The organism is Pantoea anthophila, assembly GCF_026104315.1.
GTDB lineage: Bacteria > Pseudomonadota > Gammaproteobacteria > Enterobacterales > Enterobacteriaceae > Pantoea > Pantoea anthophila.
Window position 1 is genome coordinate 3,845,267 of the sequence record NZ_CP110473.1, and the last position, 24,514, is coordinate 3,869,780.

At 57.2% G+C, this 24,514-nt stretch carries 21 protein-coding genes and 1 tRNA gene; 8 read left to right on the top strand and 14 right to left on the bottom strand.

Going from position 1 to position 24,514, the window contains the following annotated elements; genetic code table 11:
* Positions 1 to 98: 98 nt before the first annotated feature.
* The 9 genes from dppF to OJ965_RS20400 form a co-directional block, all read right to left on the bottom strand.
* Positions 99 to 1,121, bottom strand: a complete 1,023-nt coding sequence (gene dppF / locus OJ965_RS20360) for a dipeptide ABC transporter ATP-binding subunit DppF (RefSeq protein ID WP_009088370.1) — start codon at positions 1,119 to 1,121, stop codon at positions 99 to 101.
* Positions 1,111 to 2,097 carry a dipeptide ABC transporter ATP-binding protein gene (gene dppD / locus OJ965_RS20365; RefSeq protein ID WP_009088368.1) on the bottom strand — a complete coding sequence of 329 codons (987 nt, stop codon included), beginning with the start codon at positions 2,095 to 2,097 and terminating at the stop codon, positions 1,111 to 1,113. Before dppD ends, dppF begins: the two co-directional genes overlap by 11 nt.
* A gap of 12 nt (positions 2,098 to 2,109) precedes the next feature.
* Complete coding sequence (dppC, locus tag OJ965_RS20370; RefSeq protein ID WP_009088366.1) at positions 2,110 to 3,012, bottom strand: dipeptide ABC transporter permease DppC; 903 nt, start codon at positions 3,010 to 3,012, stop codon at positions 2,110 to 2,112.
* 9 nt (positions 3,013 to 3,021) lie between these two features.
* Positions 3,022 to 4,041 carry a dipeptide ABC transporter permease DppB gene (gene dppB, locus OJ965_RS20375; protein ID WP_009088364.1) on the bottom strand — a complete coding sequence of 340 codons (1,020 nt, stop codon included), beginning with the start codon at positions 4,039 to 4,041 and terminating at the stop codon, positions 3,022 to 3,024.
* A gap of 171 nt (positions 4,042 to 4,212) precedes the next feature.
* Positions 4,213 to 5,823, bottom strand: a complete 1,611-nt coding sequence (gene dppA / locus OJ965_RS20380) for a dipeptide ABC transporter periplasmic-binding protein DppA (RefSeq protein ID WP_058957158.1) — start codon at positions 5,821 to 5,823, stop codon at positions 4,213 to 4,215.
* A gap of 1,145 nt (positions 5,824 to 6,968) precedes the next feature.
* Positions 6,969 to 7,045: transfer RNA gene (locus OJ965_RS20385), tRNA-Pro, on the bottom strand.
* Between the two features lie 124 nt (positions 7,046 to 7,169).
* Complete coding sequence (eptB, locus tag OJ965_RS20390; RefSeq protein WP_009088360.1) at positions 7,170 to 8,861, bottom strand: kdo(2)-lipid A phosphoethanolamine 7''-transferase; 1,692 nt, start codon at positions 8,859 to 8,861, stop codon at positions 7,170 to 7,172.
* Positions 8,862 to 9,166: 305 nt separating this feature from the next.
* Positions 9,167 to 9,595, bottom strand: a complete 429-nt coding sequence (locus OJ965_RS20395; RefSeq protein ID WP_009088357.1) for an organic hydroperoxide resistance protein — start codon at positions 9,593 to 9,595, stop codon at positions 9,167 to 9,169.
* Between the two features lie 95 nt (positions 9,596 to 9,690).
* A complete protein-coding gene (locus OJ965_RS20400; protein WP_046100928.1) occupies positions 9,691 to 10,155 on the bottom strand; it encodes a MarR family winged helix-turn-helix transcriptional regulator in 465 nt (154 codons plus the stop codon).
* Between the two features lie 61 nt (positions 10,156 to 10,216).
* On the opposite strand from OJ965_RS20400, the gene OJ965_RS20405 reads away from it, so the two are divergent.
* Complete coding sequence (locus OJ965_RS20405; protein ID WP_265137664.1) at positions 10,217 to 10,813, top strand: HD domain-containing protein; 597 nt, start codon at positions 10,217 to 10,219, stop codon at positions 10,811 to 10,813.
* A gap of 37 nt (positions 10,814 to 10,850) precedes the next feature.
* On the opposite strand, the gene OJ965_RS20410 is transcribed toward OJ965_RS20405, so the two are convergent.
* Positions 10,851 to 11,147 (bottom strand): HTH-type transcriptional regulator, encoded by a 297-nt coding sequence (locus OJ965_RS20410; RefSeq protein WP_009088351.1) that lies wholly within the window; start codon positions 11,145 to 11,147, stop codon positions 10,851 to 10,853.
* A 731-nt stretch (positions 11,148 to 11,878) separates the two neighbouring features.
* Between OJ965_RS20410 and OJ965_RS20415 the strand changes: the two genes are divergently transcribed.
* The 6 genes from OJ965_RS20415 to OJ965_RS20440 all read left to right on the top strand — a co-directional run bounded on the left by OJ965_RS20415 (position 11,879) and on the right by OJ965_RS20440 (position 19,093).
* Positions 11,879 to 13,477 (top strand): gamma-glutamyltransferase family protein, encoded by a 1,599-nt coding sequence (locus OJ965_RS20415; protein WP_265137665.1) that lies wholly within the window; start codon positions 11,879 to 11,881, stop codon positions 13,475 to 13,477.
* Between the two features lie 203 nt (positions 13,478 to 13,680).
* Entirely contained in the window at positions 13,681 to 14,397 is a 717-nt protein-coding gene (locus tag OJ965_RS20420; RefSeq protein ID WP_009088346.1) for a DUF3053 domain-containing protein, read from the top strand.
* A 443-nt stretch (positions 14,398 to 14,840) separates the two neighbouring features.
* Positions 14,841 to 16,775 carry a PTS mannitol transporter subunit IICBA gene (locus OJ965_RS20425; protein WP_009088344.1) on the top strand — a complete coding sequence of 645 codons (1,935 nt, stop codon included), beginning with the start codon at positions 14,841 to 14,843 and terminating at the stop codon, positions 16,773 to 16,775.
* A gap of 94 nt (positions 16,776 to 16,869) precedes the next feature.
* Positions 16,870 to 18,018, top strand: coding sequence for a mannitol-1-phosphate 5-dehydrogenase (gene mtlD / locus OJ965_RS20430; protein WP_046100926.1), 1,149 nt, complete (start codon positions 16,870 to 16,872; stop codon positions 18,016 to 18,018).
* Positions 18,019 to 18,082: 64 nt separating this feature from the next.
* A complete protein-coding gene (gene mtlR / locus OJ965_RS20435) occupies positions 18,083 to 18,628 on the top strand; it encodes a mannitol operon repressor MtlR (RefSeq protein WP_181161962.1) in 546 nt (181 codons plus the stop codon).
* A gap of 102 nt (positions 18,629 to 18,730) precedes the next feature.
* Positions 18,731 to 19,093 (top strand): YibL family ribosome-associated protein, encoded by a 363-nt coding sequence (locus OJ965_RS20440; protein WP_058957163.1) that lies wholly within the window; start codon positions 18,731 to 18,733, stop codon positions 19,091 to 19,093.
* 8 nt (positions 19,094 to 19,101) lie between these two features.
* On the opposite strand, the gene OJ965_RS20445 is transcribed toward OJ965_RS20440, so the two are convergent.
* From OJ965_RS20445 to OJ965_RS20455, 3 genes are all read right to left on the bottom strand, one after another.
* Positions 19,102 to 20,070, bottom strand: a complete 969-nt coding sequence (locus OJ965_RS20445) for a VirK/YbjX family protein (protein ID WP_265137668.1) — start codon at positions 20,068 to 20,070, stop codon at positions 19,102 to 19,104.
* Between the two features lie 201 nt (positions 20,071 to 20,271).
* A complete protein-coding gene (gene sodA / locus OJ965_RS20450) occupies positions 20,272 to 20,889 on the bottom strand; it encodes a superoxide dismutase [Mn] (RefSeq protein WP_265137670.1) in 618 nt (205 codons plus the stop codon).
* A gap of 282 nt (positions 20,890 to 21,171) precedes the next feature.
* Positions 21,172 to 22,512, bottom strand: coding sequence for an aspartate aminotransferase family protein (locus OJ965_RS20455; RefSeq protein WP_265137672.1), 1,341 nt, complete (start codon positions 22,510 to 22,512; stop codon positions 21,172 to 21,174).
* A 206-nt stretch (positions 22,513 to 22,718) separates the two neighbouring features.
* Between OJ965_RS20455 and OJ965_RS20460 the strand changes: the two genes are divergently transcribed.
* Positions 22,719 to 23,495 (top strand): DeoR/GlpR family DNA-binding transcription regulator, encoded by a 777-nt coding sequence (locus tag OJ965_RS20460; protein ID WP_265137674.1) that lies wholly within the window; start codon positions 22,719 to 22,721, stop codon positions 23,493 to 23,495.
* Positions 23,496 to 23,517: 22 nt separating this feature from the next.
* Here the strand turns inward: OJ965_RS20460 and fdhD are convergent, their stop codons facing one another.
* A complete protein-coding gene (gene fdhD / locus OJ965_RS20465; RefSeq protein ID WP_265137675.1) occupies positions 23,518 to 24,342 on the bottom strand; it encodes a formate dehydrogenase accessory sulfurtransferase FdhD in 825 nt (274 codons plus the stop codon).
* Positions 24,343 to 24,514: the final 172 nt, after the last annotated feature.

Below are 24,514 nucleotides of genomic sequence, written 5' to 3' on the forward strand. Positions count from 1 at the left end.
GACTGATCGTCAGGCCATGACTCTGCCGGTTCAGGCTGAAGAGGGCTGAGCCCGTGCGATATCAGGAAACGCAGGCCCCCGACGGGGCCTGCCGATCCTTAACTGACCTTTTCTGCCACACCGACCGGCTGATTCTCATCCTGATCCACTGCAAAACAGGCAATCTCCTGTCCGCCGTAGTTTTTCAGCTTCGGTTGCAGCTGCACACAGGTGCCAAAACGACGGTGACAGCGCGCATTAAAGGCGCAGCCCGGCGGCGGATTGAGCGGGCTGGGCAGCTCGCCGGTCAGCTTAATCCGCTCACGCCGATCGTCAGGATTCAGTCGCGGTGTCGCGGAGAGCAGCGCCTGGGTGTAAGGGTGACGCGGATTACTGAAAATCGCCTCTTTGCTGCCCTTCTCAACGCAACGGCCGAGGTACATCACCATCACCTCATCGGCGATGTGCTCCACCACCGACAGATCGTGCGAGATAAAGACGTAGGAGAGTCCCATGTCCTGCTGCAGATCCATCATCAGGTTAAGCACCTGGGCGCGCACCGAGACGTCGAGGGCCGACACCGGCTCATCGGCGATCAGGACGTCCGGATCGAGCATCAGCCCGCGCGCAATCGCAATACGCTGACGCTGTCCGCCAGAGAACATATGCGGATAGCGATCGTAGTGCTCGGTTTTCAGGCCGACTTTCGCCATCATCTCCAGCGTCTTCTCACGGCGTTCCGCTTTAGTCAGCTGGGTATTGATCACCAGCGGCTCTTCCAGAATCTGACTCACCTTTTTACGCGGGTTGAGCGAGCCATAGGGGTTCTGGAACACGATCTGGATTTTCTGACGGCGCAGCTTCTGCGCCTGGGGATCGTGTTTCAGCAGATCCTGACCGTGCCAGTAGAGCTGCCCTTCGGTCGGGGTTTCAATCATCGTCAGCAGACGGCCAAGGGTGGATTTACCACAGCCCGACTCGCCCACGACCGCCAGGGTCTTGCCCCGCTCCAGATTAAAGGAGACGCCATCCAGCGCCTTAACCAGACGCTCCTGACCAAACAGACCCTTCTTCACCGGGTAGTGCTTCTTCAGATCAATCGCCTGCAACAGGAACTGATCTCTGGTTGTTTCATGACTCATACGTTGGTCTCCCGGCATCGTCCAGCGGATAGTGACACTTGGACTGGCGTCCTGGAATGGTGCGCAATTCAGGTTCCACCTGACGACAATGATCGGTCGCATAGGGGCAGCGTGGGTTAAGCAGACAGCCCGTCGGGCGGTCATATTTGCCCGGCACCACGCCAGGCAGCGAGGCCAGACGCGCTTTATCCGCCGCAAACTCCGGCAGCGCGCGCAGCAGCGCCTGCGTGTAAGGATGACGCGGTGCTTTAAAGATATCGCTCGCTTTACCGCTCTCCACCACCTGACCGGCATACATCACGATGATGTGGTGTGCGGCTTCCGCCACTAACGCCAGATCGTGCGTAATCAGGATCAGCGCCATGTTCTCCTGACGCTGTAACTCCAGCAGCAGTTCGATGATCTGAGCCTGAATGGTCACGTCGAGCGCCGTGGTCGGCTCATCCGCAATCAGCAGCTTAGGCCGGCAGGCGATCGCCATCGCGATCATCACACGTTGGCTCATGCCGCCCGACAGCTGGTGAGGATAGACATCAAGCCGCGACGCGGGATCGGGAATTCCCACCTGGGTCAGCAGGTCGATTGCCCGCTGACGCCGGGTGCGTTTATTGCCGCCCTGATGCACCTTGATCGCTTCCATAATCTGGAAACCCACGGTGTAGCAGGGGTTAAGGCTGGTCATCGGGTCCTGAAAGATCATCGCCACTTCTGCGCCAACCAGCTGACGGCGCTCTTTTTCGGAGATGCGCTTCAGATCACGCTGGTTAAACTCCAGCTTTTCCGCCATCACTTTGCCGGGGAAATCGATCAGCCCCATGATCGCCAGTGAACTCACCGACTTGCCGGAGCCGGACTCGCCGACAATGCCGACCACCTGGCCCTGCTCAACCTGATAACTGATGCGGTCAACCGCACGAAACGGTGCTTTGTCGTCGCCGAAATGCACCGACAGTTTGTCTACATTTAATAACGCCATCTCGGTGCCTCTTTACTGCTTGAGTTTCGGGTCGAGTGCATCACGCAAACCATCGCCCATCAGGTTAAATGCCAGCACGGTAAGCAGGATGACCAATCCAGGGAAGGTCACCACCCACCAGGCACTTTGCGCATACTGCAGCACGTCGGAGAGCATGGTGCCCCACTCCGGCGTTGGCGGTTGCGCACCCATACCGAGAAAGCCCAACGCCGCCATATCCAGGATGGCGTTGGAGAAGCCTAATGATGCCTGCACGATCAGCGGGGCAAGACAGTTAGGCAGAATATTGACGAACATCTGACGCAGCATACCGGCACCGGCCACGCCGGAGGCGGTGACATAGTCGCGGTTCACCTCCACCAGCACCGCCGCACGGGTGAGACGGATGTAGTGCGGCAGGGCGACAAAGGTCAGCGCGATAGAGGCGTTGACGATCGAGGGGCCAAAGATGGCGACCAGCACCAGCGCCAGCAGCAGACTGGGCAGCGCCAGCATGATATCAACGACACGCATGATGATGACGTCGACCAGGCCGCCAAGATAACCGGCCAGCAGGCCGAATATCACGCCGAAAATCAGCGACAGCACCACCACCAGGCAGCCCACCAGCAGCGACAGGCGCGCGCCGTACATCAGGCGCGACAGCACATCACGGCCCACATCATCGGTGCCCAGAATAAAGTTCCAGCTGCCCCCGTCCTGCCAGACCGGCGGATGCAGCAGCGCATCGCGGAACTGCTCAGCCGGCGCATGCGGAGCCAGCACATCGGCAAAAATGGCGCACAGCAACACGATGATGATGTACACCAGGCCAATTACCGCGCCTTTGTTACGTTTAAAGTAGTGCCAGAATTCCTGAAACGGGGTCATCGGCTTGGGTGCAACGGTAACGCTGCCGGGATCAACAACAGACATGATGCCCCCTTATTTCTTGTGACGTATGCGCGGGTTCACCACGCCATACAGCAGATCAACCAGCAGGTTGACCAGGATAATCAGTACTGCCGTCAGCAGCACACCGCCCTGCACCACCGGATAATCGCGGCGCTGCAACGCTTCAATCAGCCAGCGACCCAGACCCGGCCACGAGAAGATGGTTTCGGTCAGAATCGCCCCGGCCAGCAGCGTGCCGACCTGCAGACCGATGACCGTGACCACCGGCAGCATGGCGTTGCGCAGCGCATGCACCACAATCACCCGCATCCGCGTCAGGCCTTTGGCGCGCGCCGTGCGGATGTAATCTTCACCCAGCACTTCCAGCATCGCCGATCGCGTCATACGCACAATCACCGCCAGCGGAATGGTGCCCAGCACGATGGCTGGCAAAATCATGTGCATGACCGCGTCATGGAAGTCGCCCGGCTCACCCCAGAAGAAGGTGTCGATCAGCATAAAGCCGGTCAGCGGCATGCTGTCATCCAGGAAGACGGTGTCGCCGACCCGCCCGGAAACCGGCGTCAGATTGAGCTGCACCGAGACCAGCATGATCAGCATGATGCCCCACCAGAAGATCGGCATGGAGTAGCCGGTCAGTGAGATGCCCACGGCGGTGTGATCGAAAATGGAGCCACGTTTCACGGCGGCCAGGACCCCAACCGGGATGCCCACCGCAACGGCAAATATCATGGCGCAGATGCCGAGTTCCAGCGTCGCTTTGAAGCGCGGAACAAACTCATCCCAGACCGGGATGCGGCTCTTGAGTGAAACGCCCAGGTCGCCATGCAGTACGCCGTTGATGTAGTTCAGGTACTGTTTCCACAGCGGCTGATCCAGACCCAGCAGCGTCATTAACTGTGCATGACGTTCAGGAGAAATCCCGCGTTCGCCCGCCATGATCAGCACCGGATCGCCGGGGATCATGTGAACAAAAGCGAAAGTGAGTAATGTAATACCGATGAACGTTGGGATGACAAGGCCCAGACGTCGGAGTATGAACTGCAGCATAATCCGGGTTCTCTCTTCTCCGCGCGACCGTCGCCGCGAGGGTTGTTATTGCTTACATCTGACGATCGGGTAGGTCCGACCGCGACGCAGTCAGACTGCGCCTCTACCGTTTCCAGTAAAACAGGGAGAAAAAGCCGGGGCGACGCAGGGCCGCCCCGGAAAAGGCGACAATTATTCCTGAATGTCTACCTGAGCAAAGTAGTGTCCGCCCAGCGGATCGACTTTGTACCCGGTGACTTTCTTGCTGACCGGTTCGTATACCGTAGAGTGCGCGATCATCAGCGCCGGTGCCTGGTCATGCATCACAACCTGTGCCTGTTTGTAGTACTCGATACGCTTCGCCTGGTCGGCGGTGGCGCGCGCAGGCTGGATCTGATCCTCAAAGGATTTATCACACCAGCGCGAGTAGTTAGAGCCATCTTTCGCGGCTGAACAGCTGAACAGGGTCGCCAGGAAGTTGTCCGGATCTCCGTTGTCACCGGTCCAGCCCATCATGACGGTCTGATGTTCACCCGCTTTGGCGCGTTTCAGGTATTCGCCCCACTCGTAGGTAACGATTTTGGCTTTCACGCCAATCTTCGCCCAGTCGCTCTGGATCATTTCCGCCATGCGGCGTGCGTTCGGGTTGTAAGGACGCTGAACCGGCATCGCCCAGAGGTCGATGGAGAAGCCGTCGGCCATGCCCGCTTCTTTCAGCAGCGCTTTGGCTTTCTCAGGATCGTAGGCGTAGTCTTTGACCGCGTCGTTGTAGCCCCACATCGTTGGCGGGATCAGGTTTTTAGCCGGCTGGCCTGCACCCTGATAAACCGCGTCGATAATGGCCTTTTTGTTGACGGCCATGGTCAGTGCCTGACGCACTTTCAGGTTATCCAGCGGTTTTTTCTCAACGTTGTAAGAGAGATAGCCGACGTTCAGGCCAGCCTGCTCATACAGGTTGATGTTTTTGTCCTGCTTCATGCGTGCGATGTCAGCCGGGTTCGGATAAGGCATGACCTGGCACTCACCCTTCTGCAGTTTGGCGTAGCGCACTGACGCATCCGGGGTGATGGAGAAGACTAAGCGGTCGATTTTTGGCTTTTCGCCCCAGTAGTTCGGGTTCGCTTTGTAGAGGATGCGCGAATCTTTCTGGTATTGCAGCAGCTGGAACGGACCGGTTCCGACCGGGTTCAGGTCGACGTTTTGCGGCGTGCCGGCTTTCAGCATGTTGTCCGCATACTCTTTGGACAGGATAGAGGCGAAGTCCATGCCGAGGTCGGCGAGGAACGGCGATTCAGGGCGGGTCAGCACGAAGCGTACGGTGTTGTCGTCCACCTTCTCGATTTTGCTGATCAGCTTCGGCATATCCATGCCTTCGAAATATTCATAGCTGCCGCCGGAGACGCCGTGATAGGCGTTGTTTTTATCCAGCTGGCGCTCAAAGGTGAACACCACATCATCCGCGTTGAAGTCACGCGTAGGTTTGAAATCTTTGGTCGTCTGCCACTTCACACCCTTACGCAGGTGGAAGGTGTAGGTTTTGCCATCATCGCTGACGTCCCACTTCTCTGCCAGCGCAGGATGCAGTTCGGTCGTGCCGACAGTGAACTCAACCAGTCGGTTGTAGATCTGACGTGAGCTGGCATCGTAGGTGGTGCCCGAAGTGAATAACTGCGGGTTAAAGCCTTCCGGAGAACCTTCAGAACAGTAGACCAGGGTTTTTGCCTGAACACCGGCGGCGACAGTCATAGCAATCAGGCTCAGACCGACCTTCAGCATCCCGGATTTAGCCAGGGAGTTGATCATGCTTTTGCTCCATTGTGATGTGATGTTGTGTGTATTGCCTGACCTCTGGTTTTTTTATGCGGTTCAGGCGTACCACCGAACAGGTGGTTAAATCGCGCTACGTTTTTTTTGTTTTTTCTGAAGCGAGTTGGGCATTCAGAAAATTCCGTAACTGCGGCTTATTGACGCATCAATTTGTCAACAGTTGCAAAGAACGTCAATACAAGGGTTACTTATTTACACAGAGTGTGAGGAATAGCATGCAACGGTAATAAATACCGTTTCCGCACAAAAGCCATACAATGCACAGTGCTGCAGCCCCGATATCCGTGCATTGTGCTGGATGCCAGCTTTATCGCTAGTGATTCTCACCGCTAAAAAACTTAAAACTTTTACCGGCAAATGTTGAATAACTGAACGATTCACCGTGCGTTATGACGTTCATCCAGCGGAATATGCTGGTTTTGATGTATAAGAAATCAGCATGTTGCTGCTTTCGGTCATAAGAAGAACGTGTCGCGAATTATGGTGGCATCTCTGATGTGGCAAGGCCTGCGAGCAGGAAAACGGCGATAATAACGGCTGGCAAGCATCTGGCGCGGCGAATGCCTTTTTCTGGAACTTTCTGGAAGAGGACAGATAAAACGTGAAGCTGTGAAGGACGCAGTGAGCCGGTTCGCTGTGAGAGCGCGTCTATGATCGTATCTGCTTAGCGGGGAGATCGAGCCTGCTCAGGTAACCCGGTCAGATCGGAAAGTCGCTTAAACCATCCCTGGGCGCTCGGCCCACGCCATCCATGGCGTGGGACGCTTTCCTCTTCTGACCGGGTTACCTGCGCTTTAAGTATATGCGCTGCGGTCAGATTCATTTGAGGTCCAGGTCTGAATAGCGTCAGATGCGACTGCAGGACGTGAAGCGAAGGGAGCATACGCCTGTAGCAAAGCATAGCGGGCCAGGGATGGCCCGCGCTGAGCCCGCCAGGGATGGCGGGTTTTGCGTCTTTGCTACAGGCGTATGCTCCCTGAAGCCGGCTCAGCATCAGCCGCCACCTTTCTGAAACGGAATGCGGCTGCCGGGAATACGTATCCTGAAGCCCGCTCAAAAATCACTCTTTGCCTTTCAACAGACGAAAAAAAACCTGTCTTTTCAGACAGGTTTCTTAAATATGGTCGGCGAGAGAGGATTCGAACCTCCGACCCACTGGTCCCAAACCAGTTGCGCTACCAAGCTGCGCTACTCGCCGATGGGGGCGCATGTTACTGCTACCCCGGATTAGCGTCAACCGCTTTTTAAGCTTTTGCCGCCGATCGCCTGGAAAGCATGCGGTTACCGGAAATCAGCCGCCTGCCCTCCCCTTTCGTACACCATTACAGCGATTTAGCCTGACTTTTCGCCGGTGCCTGGCACCAGTTATTGGCCGGGTTAATGCCGCCATCTGGCGAGGTATACCCCAGACAACCCAGGATGGTATCGAACAGCTCAACGTGACGATGGGTTCGCCCCACACGCTGCTGCGCCTGCAGACGCTCAAAATTACTGCGGTTCTGGCTGTCTTCCAGATACTTATCAGATGCCCAGACCATCATCGGCACGCGGAACTGCTCAGGCGGCGCCATCTCACGCGGCGTGCCGTGCAGATGCATATTCTCGCTGATCGACTCCCCGTGGTCGGCGGCATAGAAGACAATCGCCTTCTTATCACGCAGCTGATCCAGCACGCTGTCCAGCATGCTATCCACATAAAGCACCGAGTTATCGTAAGCGTTGATCAACTGCGCTTTGCTGCAGGTCTCATCCACCCCCATACACTCCGGCTGATACTTCGCGAAGCTGCGCGGGTAACGCTGTGAATAGAGATAATGCGACCCTTTGGTATGCAGGATCACCAGATGCTTGCCCTTCGGGAAACGATCCAGCGACGCCTTCATCTCAGGCACCAGCAGCATATCATCCACGGCTTTGCCCTGATTGCGCTTCTCGGAACCGATCTGCTCACGGAAGGCAAAGTTATTGGCATTAACGTTGTCGTAGAACCAGACTTCGCTTTGCATCGCAAACAGCTCAGAGGTGAAGCCCAGCTCTTTCATCACCGCAAACACATTCTGCTCTTTCAGCGTACGGCCCGGATTATTCATCGTGCCGCCTTCGCGCACGAACATGCAGCGCAGCGACAGCTTGGTTGCGGTATCACAGGATTCACCCCGGAACGCGACCAGATTTTTCTCTTTCGACAGTTTAGGCGTGGTGTCACGCTCGTAACCCAGCATACCCATGTGATCCCAGCGCGTGGTCTCACCAATCACAAACACCACATAGGTATCATCCAGCCCGGCAGGCGCGACGTAGGTAAACTTCTTCGCCGGATCCAGCAGCTCCTCGCTTTGCAGCGACTCATCCATGCGGGTCCAGGCAAACAGTCCGACCGCCGCCAGCCAGTTGGAAGGAAGATAGGAGTGCGCGACCACGCCGCCGTAGCTCGGCAGATCGATGTTCGTAATCTCTTCATTATGCTTCTGCAGCTTGTCGAAATAACGGATTGGCAGCCAGACCAGCGCCACGCAGAGCAGCATAATCAGGGTCGGTTTCAGACGCTGTCCCGGCGTACGCAGCTGCTCGTTCAGCGTCATGCTCAGCCGGTTGCGCCAGATCATCAGCAACGGTAACGCACTGACCAGCACCATCCACAGAACGAAGTGGTAGCCGATCACCTCTTTAGAGAGATCGGTGTCGGTGGTCATCACCGACGCCACAATGCCGTAGCCAATCACCACGTTGAAAAACGCCATGTAATAGGCGGCGGCAACAGAAATCAGCACAATCAGCGTGGCGAGCACGCGATAAAACCACTTGCCTCCCAGCGACAGCAGGCGCATCAGGAAGAATGTCAGCAGCACGATCGCCACAACCTCGGTGACCGCCGTCAGCCAGTTCGTGACTGTAGATTGCTTCAGAAAACCGTCAAAACGACGATAGAAAATCGGTAAATTCAGCAAGATACCGAGATAGAGCGCCAGCAATAGCGATAACTTTTGCTGCGTTAGCGTTTTAATGTAATTCATGAAAAAGGGTGTTTCTCCGGTGTGAAGCGCCTGACAAATCTTTAATGTGACTGCCGAAACGCGGCAGAGTTCGCTGAATAAGCGGGCCGGACAAGATGAAGGAAAATTCTGAACGGGTTTATGGGCTATAACGCGAGGTGGCCCAGTAAAACATGGCTGCGTTTGATAGACCAGAAAATAATCTTTGTCGACCTGATTAGCACATTTTTTGTACAAGACAGATCGTGGCGGGCAAACAGAGGGTGGCAGAGTGGAATCGGGGATGAAAAAAAGAGGGGCCTGAGAGCCTCAGGCCCGCTGTTCGCTTAGCGAATAATATTCAGCGTCACGTCAATGTTGTTGCGGGTCGCGTTTGAGTAAGGACAAACGATATGCGCCGCATCAACCAGCTTCTGCGCTTCTGCTTCATCCATGCCTGGCAGATGGATGTTCAGGGTCGCTTCGATACCAAAGCCGTTAGGAATAGGACCGATACCAACTTCACCTTCGATCCAGGCATCTTTTGGCATGGCGATCTTGTCACGGCCCGCCACAAACTTCATCGCACCGATGAAGCAGGCAGAGTAGCCCGCAGCAAACAGCTGCTCAGGGTTAGTCGCTTCGCCGCCTGCACCGCCCATCTCTTTCGGGACACCCAGTTTCACGTCCAGTACACCGTCAGAAGAGGTTGCACGACCATCACGACCACCGGTTGCTTTGGCTTTGGCGCGGTAAACCACTTGTTCTAAAGACATGACATTTCTCCGTTACGCTATTTAATCGCCCGCTACTTATCTGTGCGGTATCAGGCGATGAGGTTTAACGGGTGCCACGCACCCGTCAGCAATTTTTATCGGGACTGGTTCAGGTTATCCCGCAGCCCATCCAGCTCTGTTTTCAGCGCCAGCAGGGTCTCATCGTCACAGGCTGTGGCGCATTTCACCGCTTCAGGAATAGAGGCGGCTTTAATGCGCAGCGCCTCGCCCGCTTCGGTGAGCGTCACAGCAACCTGACGCTCGTCCTGACGGGTACGCTGCCGGTTAATCAGACCTGCGCTCTCCAGTCGTTTCAGCAGGGGCGTCAGGGTGGCGGAGTCTAAAAAGAGCTGCTCGCCGATCTCTGAGACGGTGACATCATCTTTCTGCCACAGCACCAGCATCACCAGATACTGTGGATAGGTGATGTCGAGCTGGCTCAGCAACTGGCGATAGACTTTATTCATCGCCAGGTTGGCAGAGTAAAGCGCAAAGCAGAGCTGCTGATCGACCAACAGTGGCATCGGTTTCACTTTTTTGTCATCTTGATCACTGTTCATGGTGTTTAATATAGGTAGCGCACTAGATAATTGCAAGCAAACTTTTATCAGGGGAACAGGCATGCAGAATTCACTGGAAGAACAGGCGCGTCGTTTCGCCACCGAGGCGCATGCCCGGGCCGGTCAGCGCCGCAAATATACCGACGAGCCTTACATCGTTCATCCGGCGGCGGTCGTGGAGCTGGTCCGCAGCGTCAGCCATGATGATGCCCTGCTGGCAGCCGCCTGGCTGCACGACACCGTGGAAGATACACTGACCACGCCGGGCGATATAGAAGCCCACTTCGGCGCGCGCGTGGCCAGCCTGGTTGAAATGCTGACCGACAGCGCGCCTGCCACGGCCAGAAATCGGGCAGCCCGTAAACTGGCGCACTTTCGCCATACTGCCAGCGCCAGTCCTGAGGCGCAAACCATAAAACTGGCCGATATCATCGACAATACCCGCGCGATTGTGCGCTTCGATCCTGACTTTGCCCGCGTCTATCTGGTGGAAAAGCAGATACAGATTACGCTGCTGAAACAGGGTGATGCGCAGTTATGGCAGCAGGCTTCCACCATTATAGAGAGTGGGATCGCACAGCTGCGCGAATCACCCTATAACGTCCCGGAAAGCTGGTTCGTGAAGCAGGCCGCCAAATACAGCGAATTACGCGCATAAAAAACCCGCCAGCGGCGGGTTCTTTTCTGAAACAGGCTTAGTCAAGCAACTGCCGTCCCAGATAGGGATTAGCATGTAGCAACTTCATCAGTTTCTGTGCCGTCGCAGAAGGACGGGTGCGCCGGGCTTCCCAGCTTTTCACGGAAGAAACGCTCACGCCCATCACTTTAGCAAACTCATCAACCTGCATGCCGGTCATTTCGCGCAGGCGCTGTGGCTCTGGCTGAGCGGGTTGCTGACGCTGAATCAGTAAGTCGGCGGCGCGATCATCACGTGTCAAAACAATCTGCTCAAGGCTGCTGAGCAATTCAAACATCGGGTCTTTTAATTCCATAGAGAACTCCTTAAAACTCGCTATGAAGCACGTGAAAGTAGAGAGGTAAGAGCCTCAACCTGGGGCTCTGAAACCGGGCCTGTTACAGGCTGGATCCCGCAAGGGTTTGTTTTTGTTGTTTTTGAAACCACTACGGGACGCAGCCTGCTGTGCACTGCTTTAAAAGGTGTCAGTTCAATGCAACAAATGCCGGGAGACTAAGTATGGATAGAGACCTGACTATTTGCCGCGCAATTTCTCATTATTTTTTTCACTATCTTTTGCCGGAGTTGTTCCGACGCCTCTAACACGCTGAGGCAGCTGGTTTTTGTGCCCTCATAGCGGACAAAAAAATCAAATGCTGTTTGCTATTTATGCGGGTGCCGTCATGCTTTTTGCAGGCATCTTCTCAATTTTGTGAGGCGGTCTGCCTCTTCAGATAGTGAGTGCAAAATATACGCCAATGGTTTACTTCCTGAACACTTATATTCACTGCCTTTATGAAATTAAGAATAGTCCTGGCAACCCCCTGTGCGCGGCCGCGCGGCGGCTCACAGCAGGTTGCGGATGAATCGCCTATTCTGCACGGCCAGACATCACCGGATAAAACAGCAGACTCCCTGATGAAACGGTCTCTGCCTTCTGCCGGTGCAGCGCTCCGTCAATGCTGATGCGCCTGCGCGAAAGAAGTGCAGGCGCTATGGCACGCCGATGACGGCCAGACCGGGAGCTGAACTCTCTAAGGAAAAGCGATGCGTGAAACAGATTTCAATGTCGGCTATCCCTCTTATCGCGTACCGATGATGGGACGTAACGCCGTCGCCACCTCCCAGCCGCTGGCGGCGCAGGCCGGTCTTCGTATGCTGCAACAGGGAGGTAACGCCGTGGATGCGGCGGTGGCCACGGCCATGGCCTTAACCGTGCTGGAGCCGACCGGAAACGGCATCGGCAGCGATGCCTTTGCCATTGTCTGGGACGGCCACACGCTGCACGGGCTGAACGCGTCCGGTCGCGCCCCCGCCGCCTGGCATCCTGAACGCTTTGCCGCTTCAGACACCATGCCTGAAACCGGCTGGGAGTCCGTCACCGTGCCGGGGGCCGTCTCGGCCTGGGTCACCCTGGCTGAGCGCTTCGGCACACTGCCGCTGACCACCCTGGCGCAGCCAGCGATCGATTATGCGCGCGACGGTTTTCCGGTTTCACCGCTGATTGCTCAGCTCTGGCAGCGCGGCTATGACAAGCTGCGGAATCAGCCTGGCTTCAGCCGCTGCTTTGCGCCGCAGGGCCGCCCACCGCGCGCGGGTGACATTTTCCGCAACCCGGCGCAGGCCACCACCCTGCAGGCGATCGCTGAGAGCCGGGGAGAGAGTTTTTATCGCGGTGAACTGGCGCAGAAGATGGCAGACTTTGCCCGCGAGCATGGCGCAGCCCTGACGCTGGAGGATTTGAAAAATCACCGCGCCGACTGGGTCACCCTGCTCTCCCATCCGTTTGCCGGCGGATCGGTTCAGGAGTTGCCGCCTAACGGTCAGGGCATCGCCACCCTGATTGCGCTCGGCATCCTGGAGGAGTGGGAGATTCATCGCTACGCGCCCGATTCTCCCCAGTGGCTGCACCTGTCGATTGAGGCGATGAAGCTGGCGCTGGTCGATCTGGAGCGCTATGTCACCGATGAAGATCACCTCGAATTTCCGGCTGACCGCCTGCTGAGCAGCGACTACCTCCGCCAGCGCGCCGCGCTGATTGACCCCGGCCAGGCGGGCGATTTTCGCTTTGGGTCGCCGCAGCAAAGCGGCACCGTTTATGTGGCCACCGGCGATGCCAGCGGCATGATGGTTTCATTTATACAGTCTAACTACATGGGATTTGGCTCCGGGGTGGTGGTGCCTGACACGGGTATCAGCCTGCAGAACCGGGGTGCCGGTTTTTCACTCGACCCCTCTCATCCCAACCTTGTGGCGGGAGGTAAGCGCCCCTTCCATACCATCATTCCGGCCTTTGCGCGGGATGAGCAGGGCCAGCCGCTGATGGCGTTTGGCGTAATGGGCGGCCCGATGCAGGCGCAGGGGCATGTCCAGCTGGCGCTGCGCATCATGCTTCACCGGCAAAATCCTCAGGCGGCGATCGATGCGCCGCGCTGGCGGGTGGTGCAGGGACGCGAGGTGGTGTTTGAGTCAACGATCGATCGCAATACCCTGAGCACCCTGCGCCGCATGGGACACAACGTGGTGCTGGAAGATCCGCTGAGCAATTACAATTTTGGCGGTGCGCAGGCAATCGTGCGCGATCCTCAGGGCTTCTACATTGCGGCCAGCGAGAGCCGCAAAGATGGTCAGGCGGTGGTGTTCTGAAGCGAGGTTCAGCCTGCTCAGCATCACTGAGGGCGTGCTGCCCGGCACGCCCTGACGCCCCGGCGCGGAGGTGCGACGGCGCGGGTTGCAGAAAGTCTCTGTTTCACGTGTGGTTTCACATTGTGCCGTGACCAGGGATTGTTCTATTCTTTAGGCCATTCTTACCTGGATATCAGACAGTATCACCGACAGGAGTTGAACCCATGGCTTCAGGACTTACCCGCATCCTGGCACGCAGCGGCATGATGATCGCTGGCGTGCTGATCGTGCTGCAACTCACCGCGTGCGGTGATAAAGAAGGCGAGCAGCGCAAAGCATTTATCGATTTCCTCCAGAATACCGTTATGCGCAGCGGCGAGCATCTGCCCAGCCTGAGCGAAAATCAGAAGCAGAGTTTTGGCAACTTCGCCAGCGACTACGCCATCCTGTATGGCTTCTCACAGCAGGCGAATAAAGCCGTTGAGCAGGGGATGCGCCCGGTGGTCGATGAGCTGTCTGCCATTCGCGTGCCGCAGGATTACCTCAGCCGTCGGGACTCACTCCGCCAGGCCACCAGCGCCCTGGTGATCGTCACGCAGCAGATTGAGAGCGCCAAAATGCAGGCGGACAGCAGCAAAGCGACCCTGAAGCAGCAGGATGATCTGAAAAAAGTCTACGACAGCGCCTACAACAAAGTGGTGACGGTGCCTGCCAATCAGCTGATCCCGCTGTTGCCTCAGCTTCAGGCGCTGAGTCAGGGCGCGGTCCAGGCCGGCGACTTCCTGCAATCGCAGGGAACCCGCGTCAGCTTCAATGATGGCGGTGTGCAGTTCCCGACCCAGGAGCAGGCTTCGCAATACAATGCGCTGATGAGCACCGTGTCAGCCAATGCACAGGCTCTGCCTCAGGCTCAGGCCGCCGTTCAGGCGGGTCTGCAGTAACGCTTTTTACGGGCAGGCACCGATCGCCTGCCCCTCTCCCTGCCCCTTTTTTTCCCCGCCTCTTCTGCCCCTGAATCCCCCGCTGACTAAAGTGTGATCTGGCGCATTTTCGACCAAAAATAGTTTGTGATCTCAGTCACATTTACATAACAAACCCTGCCATCACGAATGTGATATTCATCACAGATAAGCCGGTGCACCGGTCATAATTCAGGCAAAGTCACCGTGCCCGCCTCTGTATTTGTGATCAAAGTCACGCTAATAGCCCCCGTCCCCACCGCAAATGAGTGATGTGGATCACACTTATTCCGGGCCCTACGCAGTGCCAGATTCGCGTGATAGAGTCCGCGTGCATACAGTAATACCACCGGCTCTGGTCGGGGTGGCTAAACAAAAACAAACGCGCTCTCCTATTGCAGCGCGTCTCAATAAGGGGTGGGTTTATGTCCTCATCAGTCAAGGTCAAAGTACAGAGCTTTGGTCGCTTTCTGAGTAATATGGTGATGCCAAACATCGGGGCGTTTATCGCCTGGGGTATCATCACTGCACTGTTTATTCCAACCGGCTGGATCCCTAACGAAACGCTGGCCAAACTGGTCGGCCCGATGATCACCTACCTGCTGCCGCTGCTGATCGGTTTTACCGGCGGGCGTCTGGTGGGCGGCGATCGCGGCGGCGTGGTCGGTGCCATCACCACCATGGGTGTGATCGTGGGTGCCGATATGCCGATGTTCCTCGGCGCGATGATTGCCGGTCCGCTGGGTGGCTGGGCTATCCGCTCGTTTGACCGGGCGATCGACGGCAAAATCAAAAGCGGCTTCGAGATGCTGGTTAACAACTTCTCGGCCGGTATTATCGGGATGATCCTGGCGCTGCTGGCTTTCCTGGCCATCGGCCCGCTGGTGGAAGGTCTGTCCCACATTCTCGCCGCTGGCGTGAACCTGATGGTGCAGAACAACCTGCTGCCACTGACCTCCATCTTCGTTGAACCGGCGAAAATCCTGTTCCTGAACAACGCCATCAACCACGGCATTTTCTCGCCGCTCGGTATCCAGCAGGCGAGTGAAGCGGGCAAATCGATTTTCTTCCTGATCGAAGCCAACCCGGGTCCGGGTATGGGCGTGCTCATGGCCTACATGTTCTTTGGTCGCGGCAGTGCCAAACAGTCTGCGGGGGGTGCGGCGATTATCCACTTCCTGGGCGGCATCCATGAAATCTACTTCCCGTATGTGCTGATGGCCCCTCGCCTGCTGCTGGCGGTGATCCTGGGCGGGATGACCGGTGTCTTCACGCTGACCGTGCTGAACGGCGGCCTGGTCTCTCCGGCTTCACCCGGTTCTATCCTGGCGGTGCTGGCGATGACGCCAAAAGGTGCCTACTTCGCCAACATTGCGGCGATTGCTGCCGCCTTCGCTGTCTCCTTCGTGGTCTCTGCGATCCTGCTGAAAACCAGCAAAGTCAAAGAAGATGACGATATCGAAGCGGCAACCCAGCGCATGCATGAGATGAAAGCGCAGTCGAAAGGTCAGGGTGCCGCAGGTGGCGCTATCGCCAGCGATGCCATGAGCGTCGATCTGCATCACGTCCGTAAAATCATCGTCGCCTGTGATGCCGGTATGGGCTCCAGCGCCATGGGCGCAGGCGTGCTGCGTAAGAAAGTGCAGGACGCCGGCCTGAGCAATGTTTCGGTAACCAATACCGCCATCAACGCTCTGCCGGGCGATGTCGATCTGGTGATCACCCACCGCGACCTGACCGAACGCGCCATTCGTCAGGCACCACATGCACAGCATATTTCGCTGAACAACTTCCTCGACAGCGCGCTCTACAGCACCCTGACCGAGCGTCTGGTGGCGGCAAACCGCAGCGACCTCCATCGTGAAACGGTCAACACCGCCCTGTCAGACAGTTACGATGAAGGCAACGCACACCTGTTTAAGCTGGGCGCGGATAACGTCTTCCTCGGCCTGAGCGCCAGCAACAAAGAGCAGGCCATCCGCTTTGCGGGTGAGCAGCTGGTGAAAGGCGGTTACGTTGAGCCTGAATATGTTGAGGCGATGCTGGCGCGTGAAAAACTGACACCGACCTACCTCGGCGAGTCGATCGCGGTGCCGCACGGCACGGTGGAAGCCAAAGATCGTGTGCTGAAAACCGGCGTGGTGTTCTGCCAGTATCCGGCAGGCGTCCTGTTCGGCGAAGATGCGGACGATGTGGCGCGCCTGGTGATTGGTATTGCTGCCCGCAACAACGAGCACATTCAGGTCATCACCAGCCTGACCAATGCGCTGGATGATGACAGCGTGATTGAGAAGCTGGCGAACACCAGCAGCGTGCAGGAAGTGCTGGATCTGCTGTCAGGCAAACCGGCACTCGCGTAATTCAAGGCTGTTTTTCCCTGGGGCGGTCATGCCCGTCCCGATTTCCTGGGGCGGGTTTGCCCGCCCCATCGTCATTTGATATGGGTCAAAAATTATGAAAGCGTTACATTTCGGAGCAGGAAACATTGGTCGCGGCTTTATCGGCAAATTACTGGCTGATGCAGGTATCGAACTGGTTTTTGCTGATGTGAATCAGGCGGTGCTGGATGCACTGAACGCGCGTCATGAGTATCCCGTTCATGTGGTTGGCGAGCAGGCCAGAACAGAAACCGTTAAAGGCGTCAGTGCGGTAAACAGCACCAGTGATGAGATCGTCACCCTGATTGCGGAGGTGGATCTGGTCACCACCGCCGTGGGGCCGCAAATCCTGGAGCGTATCGCCGGTAGCGTAGCCAAAGGGCTGGCAAAACGCAGCGACAACGGTAATACCCGTCCGTTAAATATCATCGCCTGCGAGAACATGGTGCGCGGCACCAGCCAGCTGAAACAGCATGTGCTGAAGGCGCTGCCCGAACAGTATCACGCCTGGCTGGAGCAGCATGTCGGCTTCGTGGATTCTGCCGTTGACCGCATCGTGCCGCCAACCGAAGCGGGCAGCAGCGATCCGCTGGAGGTGACGGTTGAAACCTTCAGCGAGTGGATCGTGGATAAAACCCAGTTCAAAGGTGACCTGCCGGCCATTCCGGGTATGGAACTGACCGATAACCTGATGGCGTTTGTCGAGCGTAAGCTTTTCACCCTGAATACCGGCCACGCAATTACCGCCTATCTCGGCCAGATGGCGGGTCACCAGACTATTCGCGATGCCATTCTTGACGAAAAAATCCGGGCCGTGGTGAAAGGCGCGATGGAGGAGAGCGGCGCCGTGCTGATTAAGCGCTACGGTTTTGACGCAGAGAAACATGCGGCTTACATCCGCAAGATCCTCGGCCGTTTTGAAAACCCCTATCTGAAAGATGAGGTTGAGCGCGTCGGGCGTCAGCCACTGCGTAAACTCAGCGCGGGCGATCGCCTGATCAAGCCGACGCTGGGGACGCTGGAGTACGGTTTACCGCACGCCAGCCTGGTGCAGGGAATTGCCGCGGCGATGCACTATCACAGCGACCAGGACCCGCAGGCGCAGGAGCTGGCTGCACTGCTGGCAGAGAAAGGTCCACAGGCGACGCTGGCGGAGATCTCAGGGCTGGATGCTGACAGCGAGGTCGTGGCTTCGGTGGTGAGCGCCTGGCACGCTATGGCATAATGCGCGCGTGTTAGTGACGCAAGCCGGGCGCAGTTCGCCTGCGCCCAACGGCGGTATTGAACCCATGCAGGCAATAATGGAAGAGAAGCAAGCTTTTGAGAACCGGGTGCTTGAGCGCCTGAACGCCGGTCGTTCGGTGAGAAGCTTTCTGATCGCCGCCGTTGAGCTATTGGCGGAAGCCGTCAATCTGCTGGTGCTGCAGGTGTTCCGCAAAGATGACTATGCGGTCAAATATGCGGTAGAACCGCTGCTGCTGGGCGATGGGCCTTTAGGCGAACTCTCGGTTCGCCTGAAGCTGATCTACGGTCTGGGCGTCATCAGCCGGCACGAATATGAAGATGCTGAGCTGCTGCTGGCGCTCCGCGAAGAGCTGAATCACGACACCGGGGAGTATCGTTTTACCGACGATGAAATTCTGGGCCCCTTTGGCGAGCTGCACTGCGTGACCGCCTGGCCGCCCGCACCGGTGTTTCACACCGACGATGCAGAACTGCGCAGCATGCAGCAGCAGCGCTATCTGCAGATGGTGCGATCCACCATGGTTCTCTCCCTCACCGAGCTTATCGCCCGCATCAGTATGAAGCAGGCGTTTAAAAAGTCCGGCAGCTAATCCCGTCAGGCGCCCTTGCGGCGCCTTTTTTGCCTTAACCTGTCGGGAACCGGCGCCAGATTTGGTGTATCCTTGGCCTGTTTTCCTCAACGAGTTGTTGTCATGAAAGAGCAAGAAAAGAACGAAATCAAACGTCTCAGCGATCAGCTGGACGCACTGAACCGCAAAGAGCCGCAGTTACTGGAATCGGGTGATGCCGAGAAACTGGGCGCGCTGCTGAAAGAGAAAGAAACGCTGGTCACGGAAATTGAGCGTCTGCGCAATCAGCGGGTTGAAAAGCTGAGTGCTGAAGCGCAGAAGCTGCAAAAGATGGGCTTCAGCCGCGAAATTACCAAAAAAGAGCAGGCAAATCTGGGTGCGCTGAAGAAAAGCGTGCGCGGCCTGGTCGTGGTGCATCCAATGACCGCGCTGGGACGTGAAATGGGTCTGAAAGTGATGACCGGCTTCGCCAGAACCGCATTCTGAGCCCGCGATCAGGCGGCAGCCTGATCGACATCGGCTTTGTGTTCGCCGGCGGCGGCATAAACCTGCTCCGCCAGCGAATCCAGCAGTTCATAGCGACGGCGATACTCTGCCCGCTTCTTACTGGCGATCTCCTCCAGTGTTTTTCGCGGCAGGCTCAGCGGCAGTCTGAACATCCCGTCCGGTCGAGCCTCGCCACTCAGCGACAGCCAGAACTCACTGTAGCTGGCAAAGAACTTATCCCCTTTGCTGTGACGATAACGCAGACTGCGGAAGACGTGCGTCTCATCGCCCACCGCCAGAATAGCTTCCACGCCGCACTGCTTCGCCACAATAAATACCGCTTCCATTAACAGGCGTTTCGGAAAGAGACCCTGCGCCGCTTTGGTCGCCTCGCGGATCACCTCATTATTGATATGTTTCCGCGGGCCCTGTAATCCGCCAATTAATAAGGTGCGCTGGTTATTCTCGTTCAGAATAGAAAAAGAGAGCGAGGCGATCACGTCGTCGTTATAACGCAATACCAGCGTCACTTCACCTTCACGGTCGAAATAACCCGAGCTGCAGGAGAGCAGGAATTTCTCGCCATTTTTACCGGTCAGCGTCGCCAGCGGATTATCAGACGCGCTCTGCAGCAGCTGACGCAGCGCCGGATTCGCCAGATTATTCATCAGGGTGTAGTGATCGAGAATGGCCTGTGCGCGGGCCGCAATGCTCATCCCCGAGCGCAGATAGGGCCGGTGCAGCTTGGCTGGCAGCAGTCCCTGGGTGCTCATCAGCAGGGCGCGCTGTGGTAATTGCGACAGCGCATCCAGATAATGCAGCGTGGTCAGCGGCGATATTAATGTTCTTAACACAAATTTCAGCCGGAAGCGTTTACTCAGCCAGAGTTTATCCGGCACATATTTCCCACTGATTAACTGGAAAAAAAGCGAGGCAGTTGAATCGGTCGTGGATTCATGAGTAGTTATAATTGACATAATCAGCGACACACAAAGAGTTAAGCAACGATGTCACTGAAAATAACATGGCCAATATCAACGGCAGGTTAATATCGGACAACATTAAAGCGGATATTTTACGATTTCTGGTTCACTTTGAGACTGCATAAAATAGGGATAAAAAAAACCGGCAAAATAGAATTTACCGGTTTATCTTCATTATGTTTACGTTTGGTTAACTTACTGAGCAGCAGCGAAACGCGCAGCCGCTTCGTCCCAGTTAACGACGTTCCAGAACGCTTTGATGTAATCAGGACGTTTGTTCTGATACTTCAGGTAGTAAGCGTGTTCCCACACGTCCAGACCGATGATCGGGAAACCAGACACGCCGGCAACCGCTTCGCCCATCAGTGGGTTATCCTGGTTTGCGGTCGACACCACAGCCAGTTTGTCACCCAGCTTAACCAGCCATGCCCAGCCAGAACCGAAACGGGTGGCTGCCGCTTTCTCAAACTCTTCCTGGAATTTTTCTACGCTGCCGAAATCTTTCTCAATCGCGGCTTTCAGGTCGCCCTGCAGCGTGGTGCCGGTTTTCAGGCCTTTCCAGAACAGGCTGTGGTTAGCGTGACCACCTGCGTTATTGCGCAGTGGGCCTTTTTTGTCTGCTGGCAGCTGATCCAGTTTGGTGATCAGCTCGTCAACCGGCAGATTGGCAAATTCAGTGCCTTCCAGCGCCGCGTTAGCGTTGTTCACATAGGTCTGGTGATGTTTGGTGTGATGGATTTCCATCGTCTGCTTGTCGAAATGCGGTTCCAGTGCGTCGTATGCGTAAGGCAGGGATGGCAGTGAATAACTCATGTTCTTCCTCTCCATTTAGTGGGTGCAGCACGACGGATTCAGGACGTGCCGCGTAAGCAGTCGAATCATTATAGTTAAATTCATGTAGCGTAAAAGGGTAATCAATGCCCTATAAAACCTAAGGAATTGAGAAATCCGGCAATAGCAACCTGTTGTTTTTACAAGATGCTGTGCCTCACCCTGCCTTTTTGACCCTCTCCGTCCGCCGGACCGGGATGCCGATCCCGCACGCAGAGCAGGCGGTCTGTCCGCCCGCCTGCCGCGTCAGCCCTGACCTGCGGACTACCTGCCCAGCTCGCGCAGTGCGCTGTCGAGTGCGCCGACCAGCCAGTCGATGTCACTCTCCTGGAATGCCAATGGCGGACGCAGTTTCAGCACATTCCCATAGGGGCCCGCGACCGAGGTCAGCACGCGATGTTCACGCAGCTTCTCGATTAAATCCAGCGCCAGGGTTTTATCCGGCGTTTTACTGTGACGATCGGTCACCAGCTCGAAGCCGATAAAGAGTCCGGCACCGCGCACATCCCCTACACACTCATAACGATCCATCAGGGTTCTCAGCTCAGCCAGCAGCTTCGCGCCGACGACCCGGCTGTGTTCCTGCAGCCCCTCTTCGGTGATCACCTTCAGCACAGCCTGCGCCGCGGCCATGGCGACCGGATTGCCGCCAAAGGTGTTGAAGTAAGGAATCGAGTCGCTGAAGGCGGCCAGCACATCACTTTTTGCCAGCAGCCCGGAAACGGGGATGCCATTGCCCATTGGCTTGCCGGTGGTAATGAGATCGGGCACGACATCGTGGCGGCCAAAGCCCCAGAAGGCGTCGCCGGTGCGGCCAAAGCCAGGCTGGACTTCATCGGCAATAAAGATCCCGCCGTTGGCGTGCACCACATCGACCGCTTTTTTCAGGAAGCCGCGCGGGTTGGGCAGCACACCGTCCGAGGAGAAAATCGAGTCCGCCAGGAAACCGGCAAATTTAATGCCGTGCGCCGCCATGTCATCAATCTGCTGCTGAATCTGGTCAGCGAACCAGTCGCCAAGGTCGGGCGCATCCACCCGGTAGGCATCCGGCGGCATCACCAGCCGTGTGGTGGGGGCCAGCGGCTGTCCGCTGCCCAGCGCCGGCGACGCACCGGAGGTCAGCTCACTGGTGCCGTGATAGGCCTCCTTGCTGACAATGATGCCGGTGCCGCCGCTGAAGGCGCGCGCGACGCGGATTGCCAGGTCATTCGCTTCCGAGCCGGTGCACATATACATCGCACGATCGATCGCCGCAGGTGTGGTCGCCAGCAGCGCTTCACTGTAATCGAGGATATTTTCATGCAGGTAACGGGTGTGGGTGTTCAGCATTTTCATCTGCTGCGTCACCGCCTCGATCACCGCCGGATGGCAGTGGCCGATGCTCGCCACGTTGTTATACACATCGAGATATTTATCACCTGCGGCATCCCACAGGTATTGCCCTTCACCCCGCACCAGATGAACCGGTTTGCGATAGAACAGACGATAGGATTCGCCAAGCACTTTGCTGCGTTTATCGGTCAGTTTGCGCGTGTCGCTGTCCAGCGCATCGGCATGTTCAGCACGAAAACTGTTGGTATCCATAATGGTGGAACGCGTGGCCATAATGACTCCCGTGACAAGGATGAAGGAGGAAGATCAGACCCCTTCATCATGCCTGCCTGAAAATAAAATGCAACCAAATACACAAATACAACAAAATACACATGACGCAGGGAGATCGCCGCGTTAAGCTGATGCCTGATTCAGACGGACTCCTGCGCCTCACTGGCGTATTATCCGTGCTCTTCGCGCTTAAAAAGGAAACCGCTATGCTGCAGGAAACGCGCCTTCATCGCATCCGCGCCCTGCTGACCCGACTCAATCAGGTCAGTACCGAGCGCATCATCAGGGAGCTGGGGGTCTCACGCGAAACCGCGCGCCGCGATATCATCGAGCTGGAAGCGCTGGGGCTGGCGCGCCGCGTCCATGGCGGACTGGTGGCGATAGAGCCCTCGGCGGAGCCGCCGCTGACGGAACGTCGCAGTACGCAGACCCGGGAGAAGCGCGCGATCGCCCGCGCCGCCGCGCAGTTGCTGCAGCCCGGACAGACGCTGTTCCTTGATGCGGGCAGTACCACCACGCTGCTGGCAGAAGAGCTGCACGCCCTGTCCGGCCTGACGATCGTGACCAACAGCCTGCAGGCCGCGCTGGCGCTGAGCGCCGGAGAGGAAGACCAGCCTCTGAATAATCAGATTATTTTGCTGGGCGGGAATATGTCCGCCGGGGCGCAACAGACGCGCGGTGAGATCACCGTGGGCGAAATCATCCGCTACCGCGCCGATGTGGCGCTGCTGTCGCCGGTTGGCATTGAGGCCGATTGTGGTGCCAGCAGTTTTCATCCGCATGAAGCGGCCATCGCCCGGGCAATGGTTCAGCAATCCGCCGCCTGCTATCTGCTGGCCGATCACACCAAGCTGGGCGTGGTCAGCCGGACAATTTACGCGCCGCCTCAGGCGCTCAGCCTGCTGATTACCGACAGCGGCGGGGATAACGGTGCCGAACTGGATGCGTTGCAGCAGGCGCTGCCCCGGTTGATCGTGGTCTAGCGAAGCGGCAACGGCAGGTAATTTAACGCAGCCGCTGCGGGTGGCTGTAGACCGTGGCCCGGCCCGGCTTGCTGAAGCCGACCAGCGTCAGGTTGCAGCGCTCAGCCACCTCAACCGCCAGACGGGTCGCGGCAGAGACGGCGAACAGGATCTCGACGCCGCACATGGCGGACTTCTGCACCATCTCATAGCTGGCGCGGCTGGAGACCAGCAGCGCCCCCGGCCCCCATGAGGCCTGGCTGCGATAGCCCAGCAGCTTATCGAGTGCCACATGGCGACCTACATCTTCACAGCCGCCGGCCAGCTGACCATCGGGCTGGATCCACGCCGCCGCATGGGTGCAGCCGGTTTTCTGTCCGACAGGCTGATACTCTTTCAGCTGTCCCAGCGCCCGATCGAGCTGATCCAGCGCAAAGGTCTGGGTAAAGGGTAACGGCGACAGCGGCTTGCCGATCTGATCCAGCTGTTCAACGCCACACACGCCACAGCCGGTCCGGCCCGCCAGCGCACGGCGCTGCGCTTTCAGCGCCATAAAGCGGCGGCTGGAAAGCTCTATCTGGACTTCAATACCGTGACAGCCCGGCACGATGTCCATGCCGAAAATATCACCCGGCGCGTCGATAATGCCCTCTGACAGCGAAAAACCCAGCGCGAACGCCTCCAGGTCTTTGGGCGTGGTCATCATCACCACGTGAGAGATGCCGTTATAGACCAGCGCCACCGGCACCTCATCCGCCAGCCAGTCAGGCTGAGCCGTCATCAGATCGGCACGCTGCCAGACCTGCGTTGTGCTGACGCCGGCCTGAGTTGTTAAATCTTCGCCTGAGTCAGGCTGGATAGCTTTCAAAAAGTATGACCTGTTGTTAATAAATAATTGCCGGTGCGGCTGCACGGCGAGGGGCTGACATCGTCTGATTTTGCCTGCAGGCCCGGCACAGCGCAAATAAACAGCGGGGCAATTCATGCGGTTTCAGGTGTGCCAGGGGCGCAGCCACGGCCGCGGGTGTGCAAAATGAGAA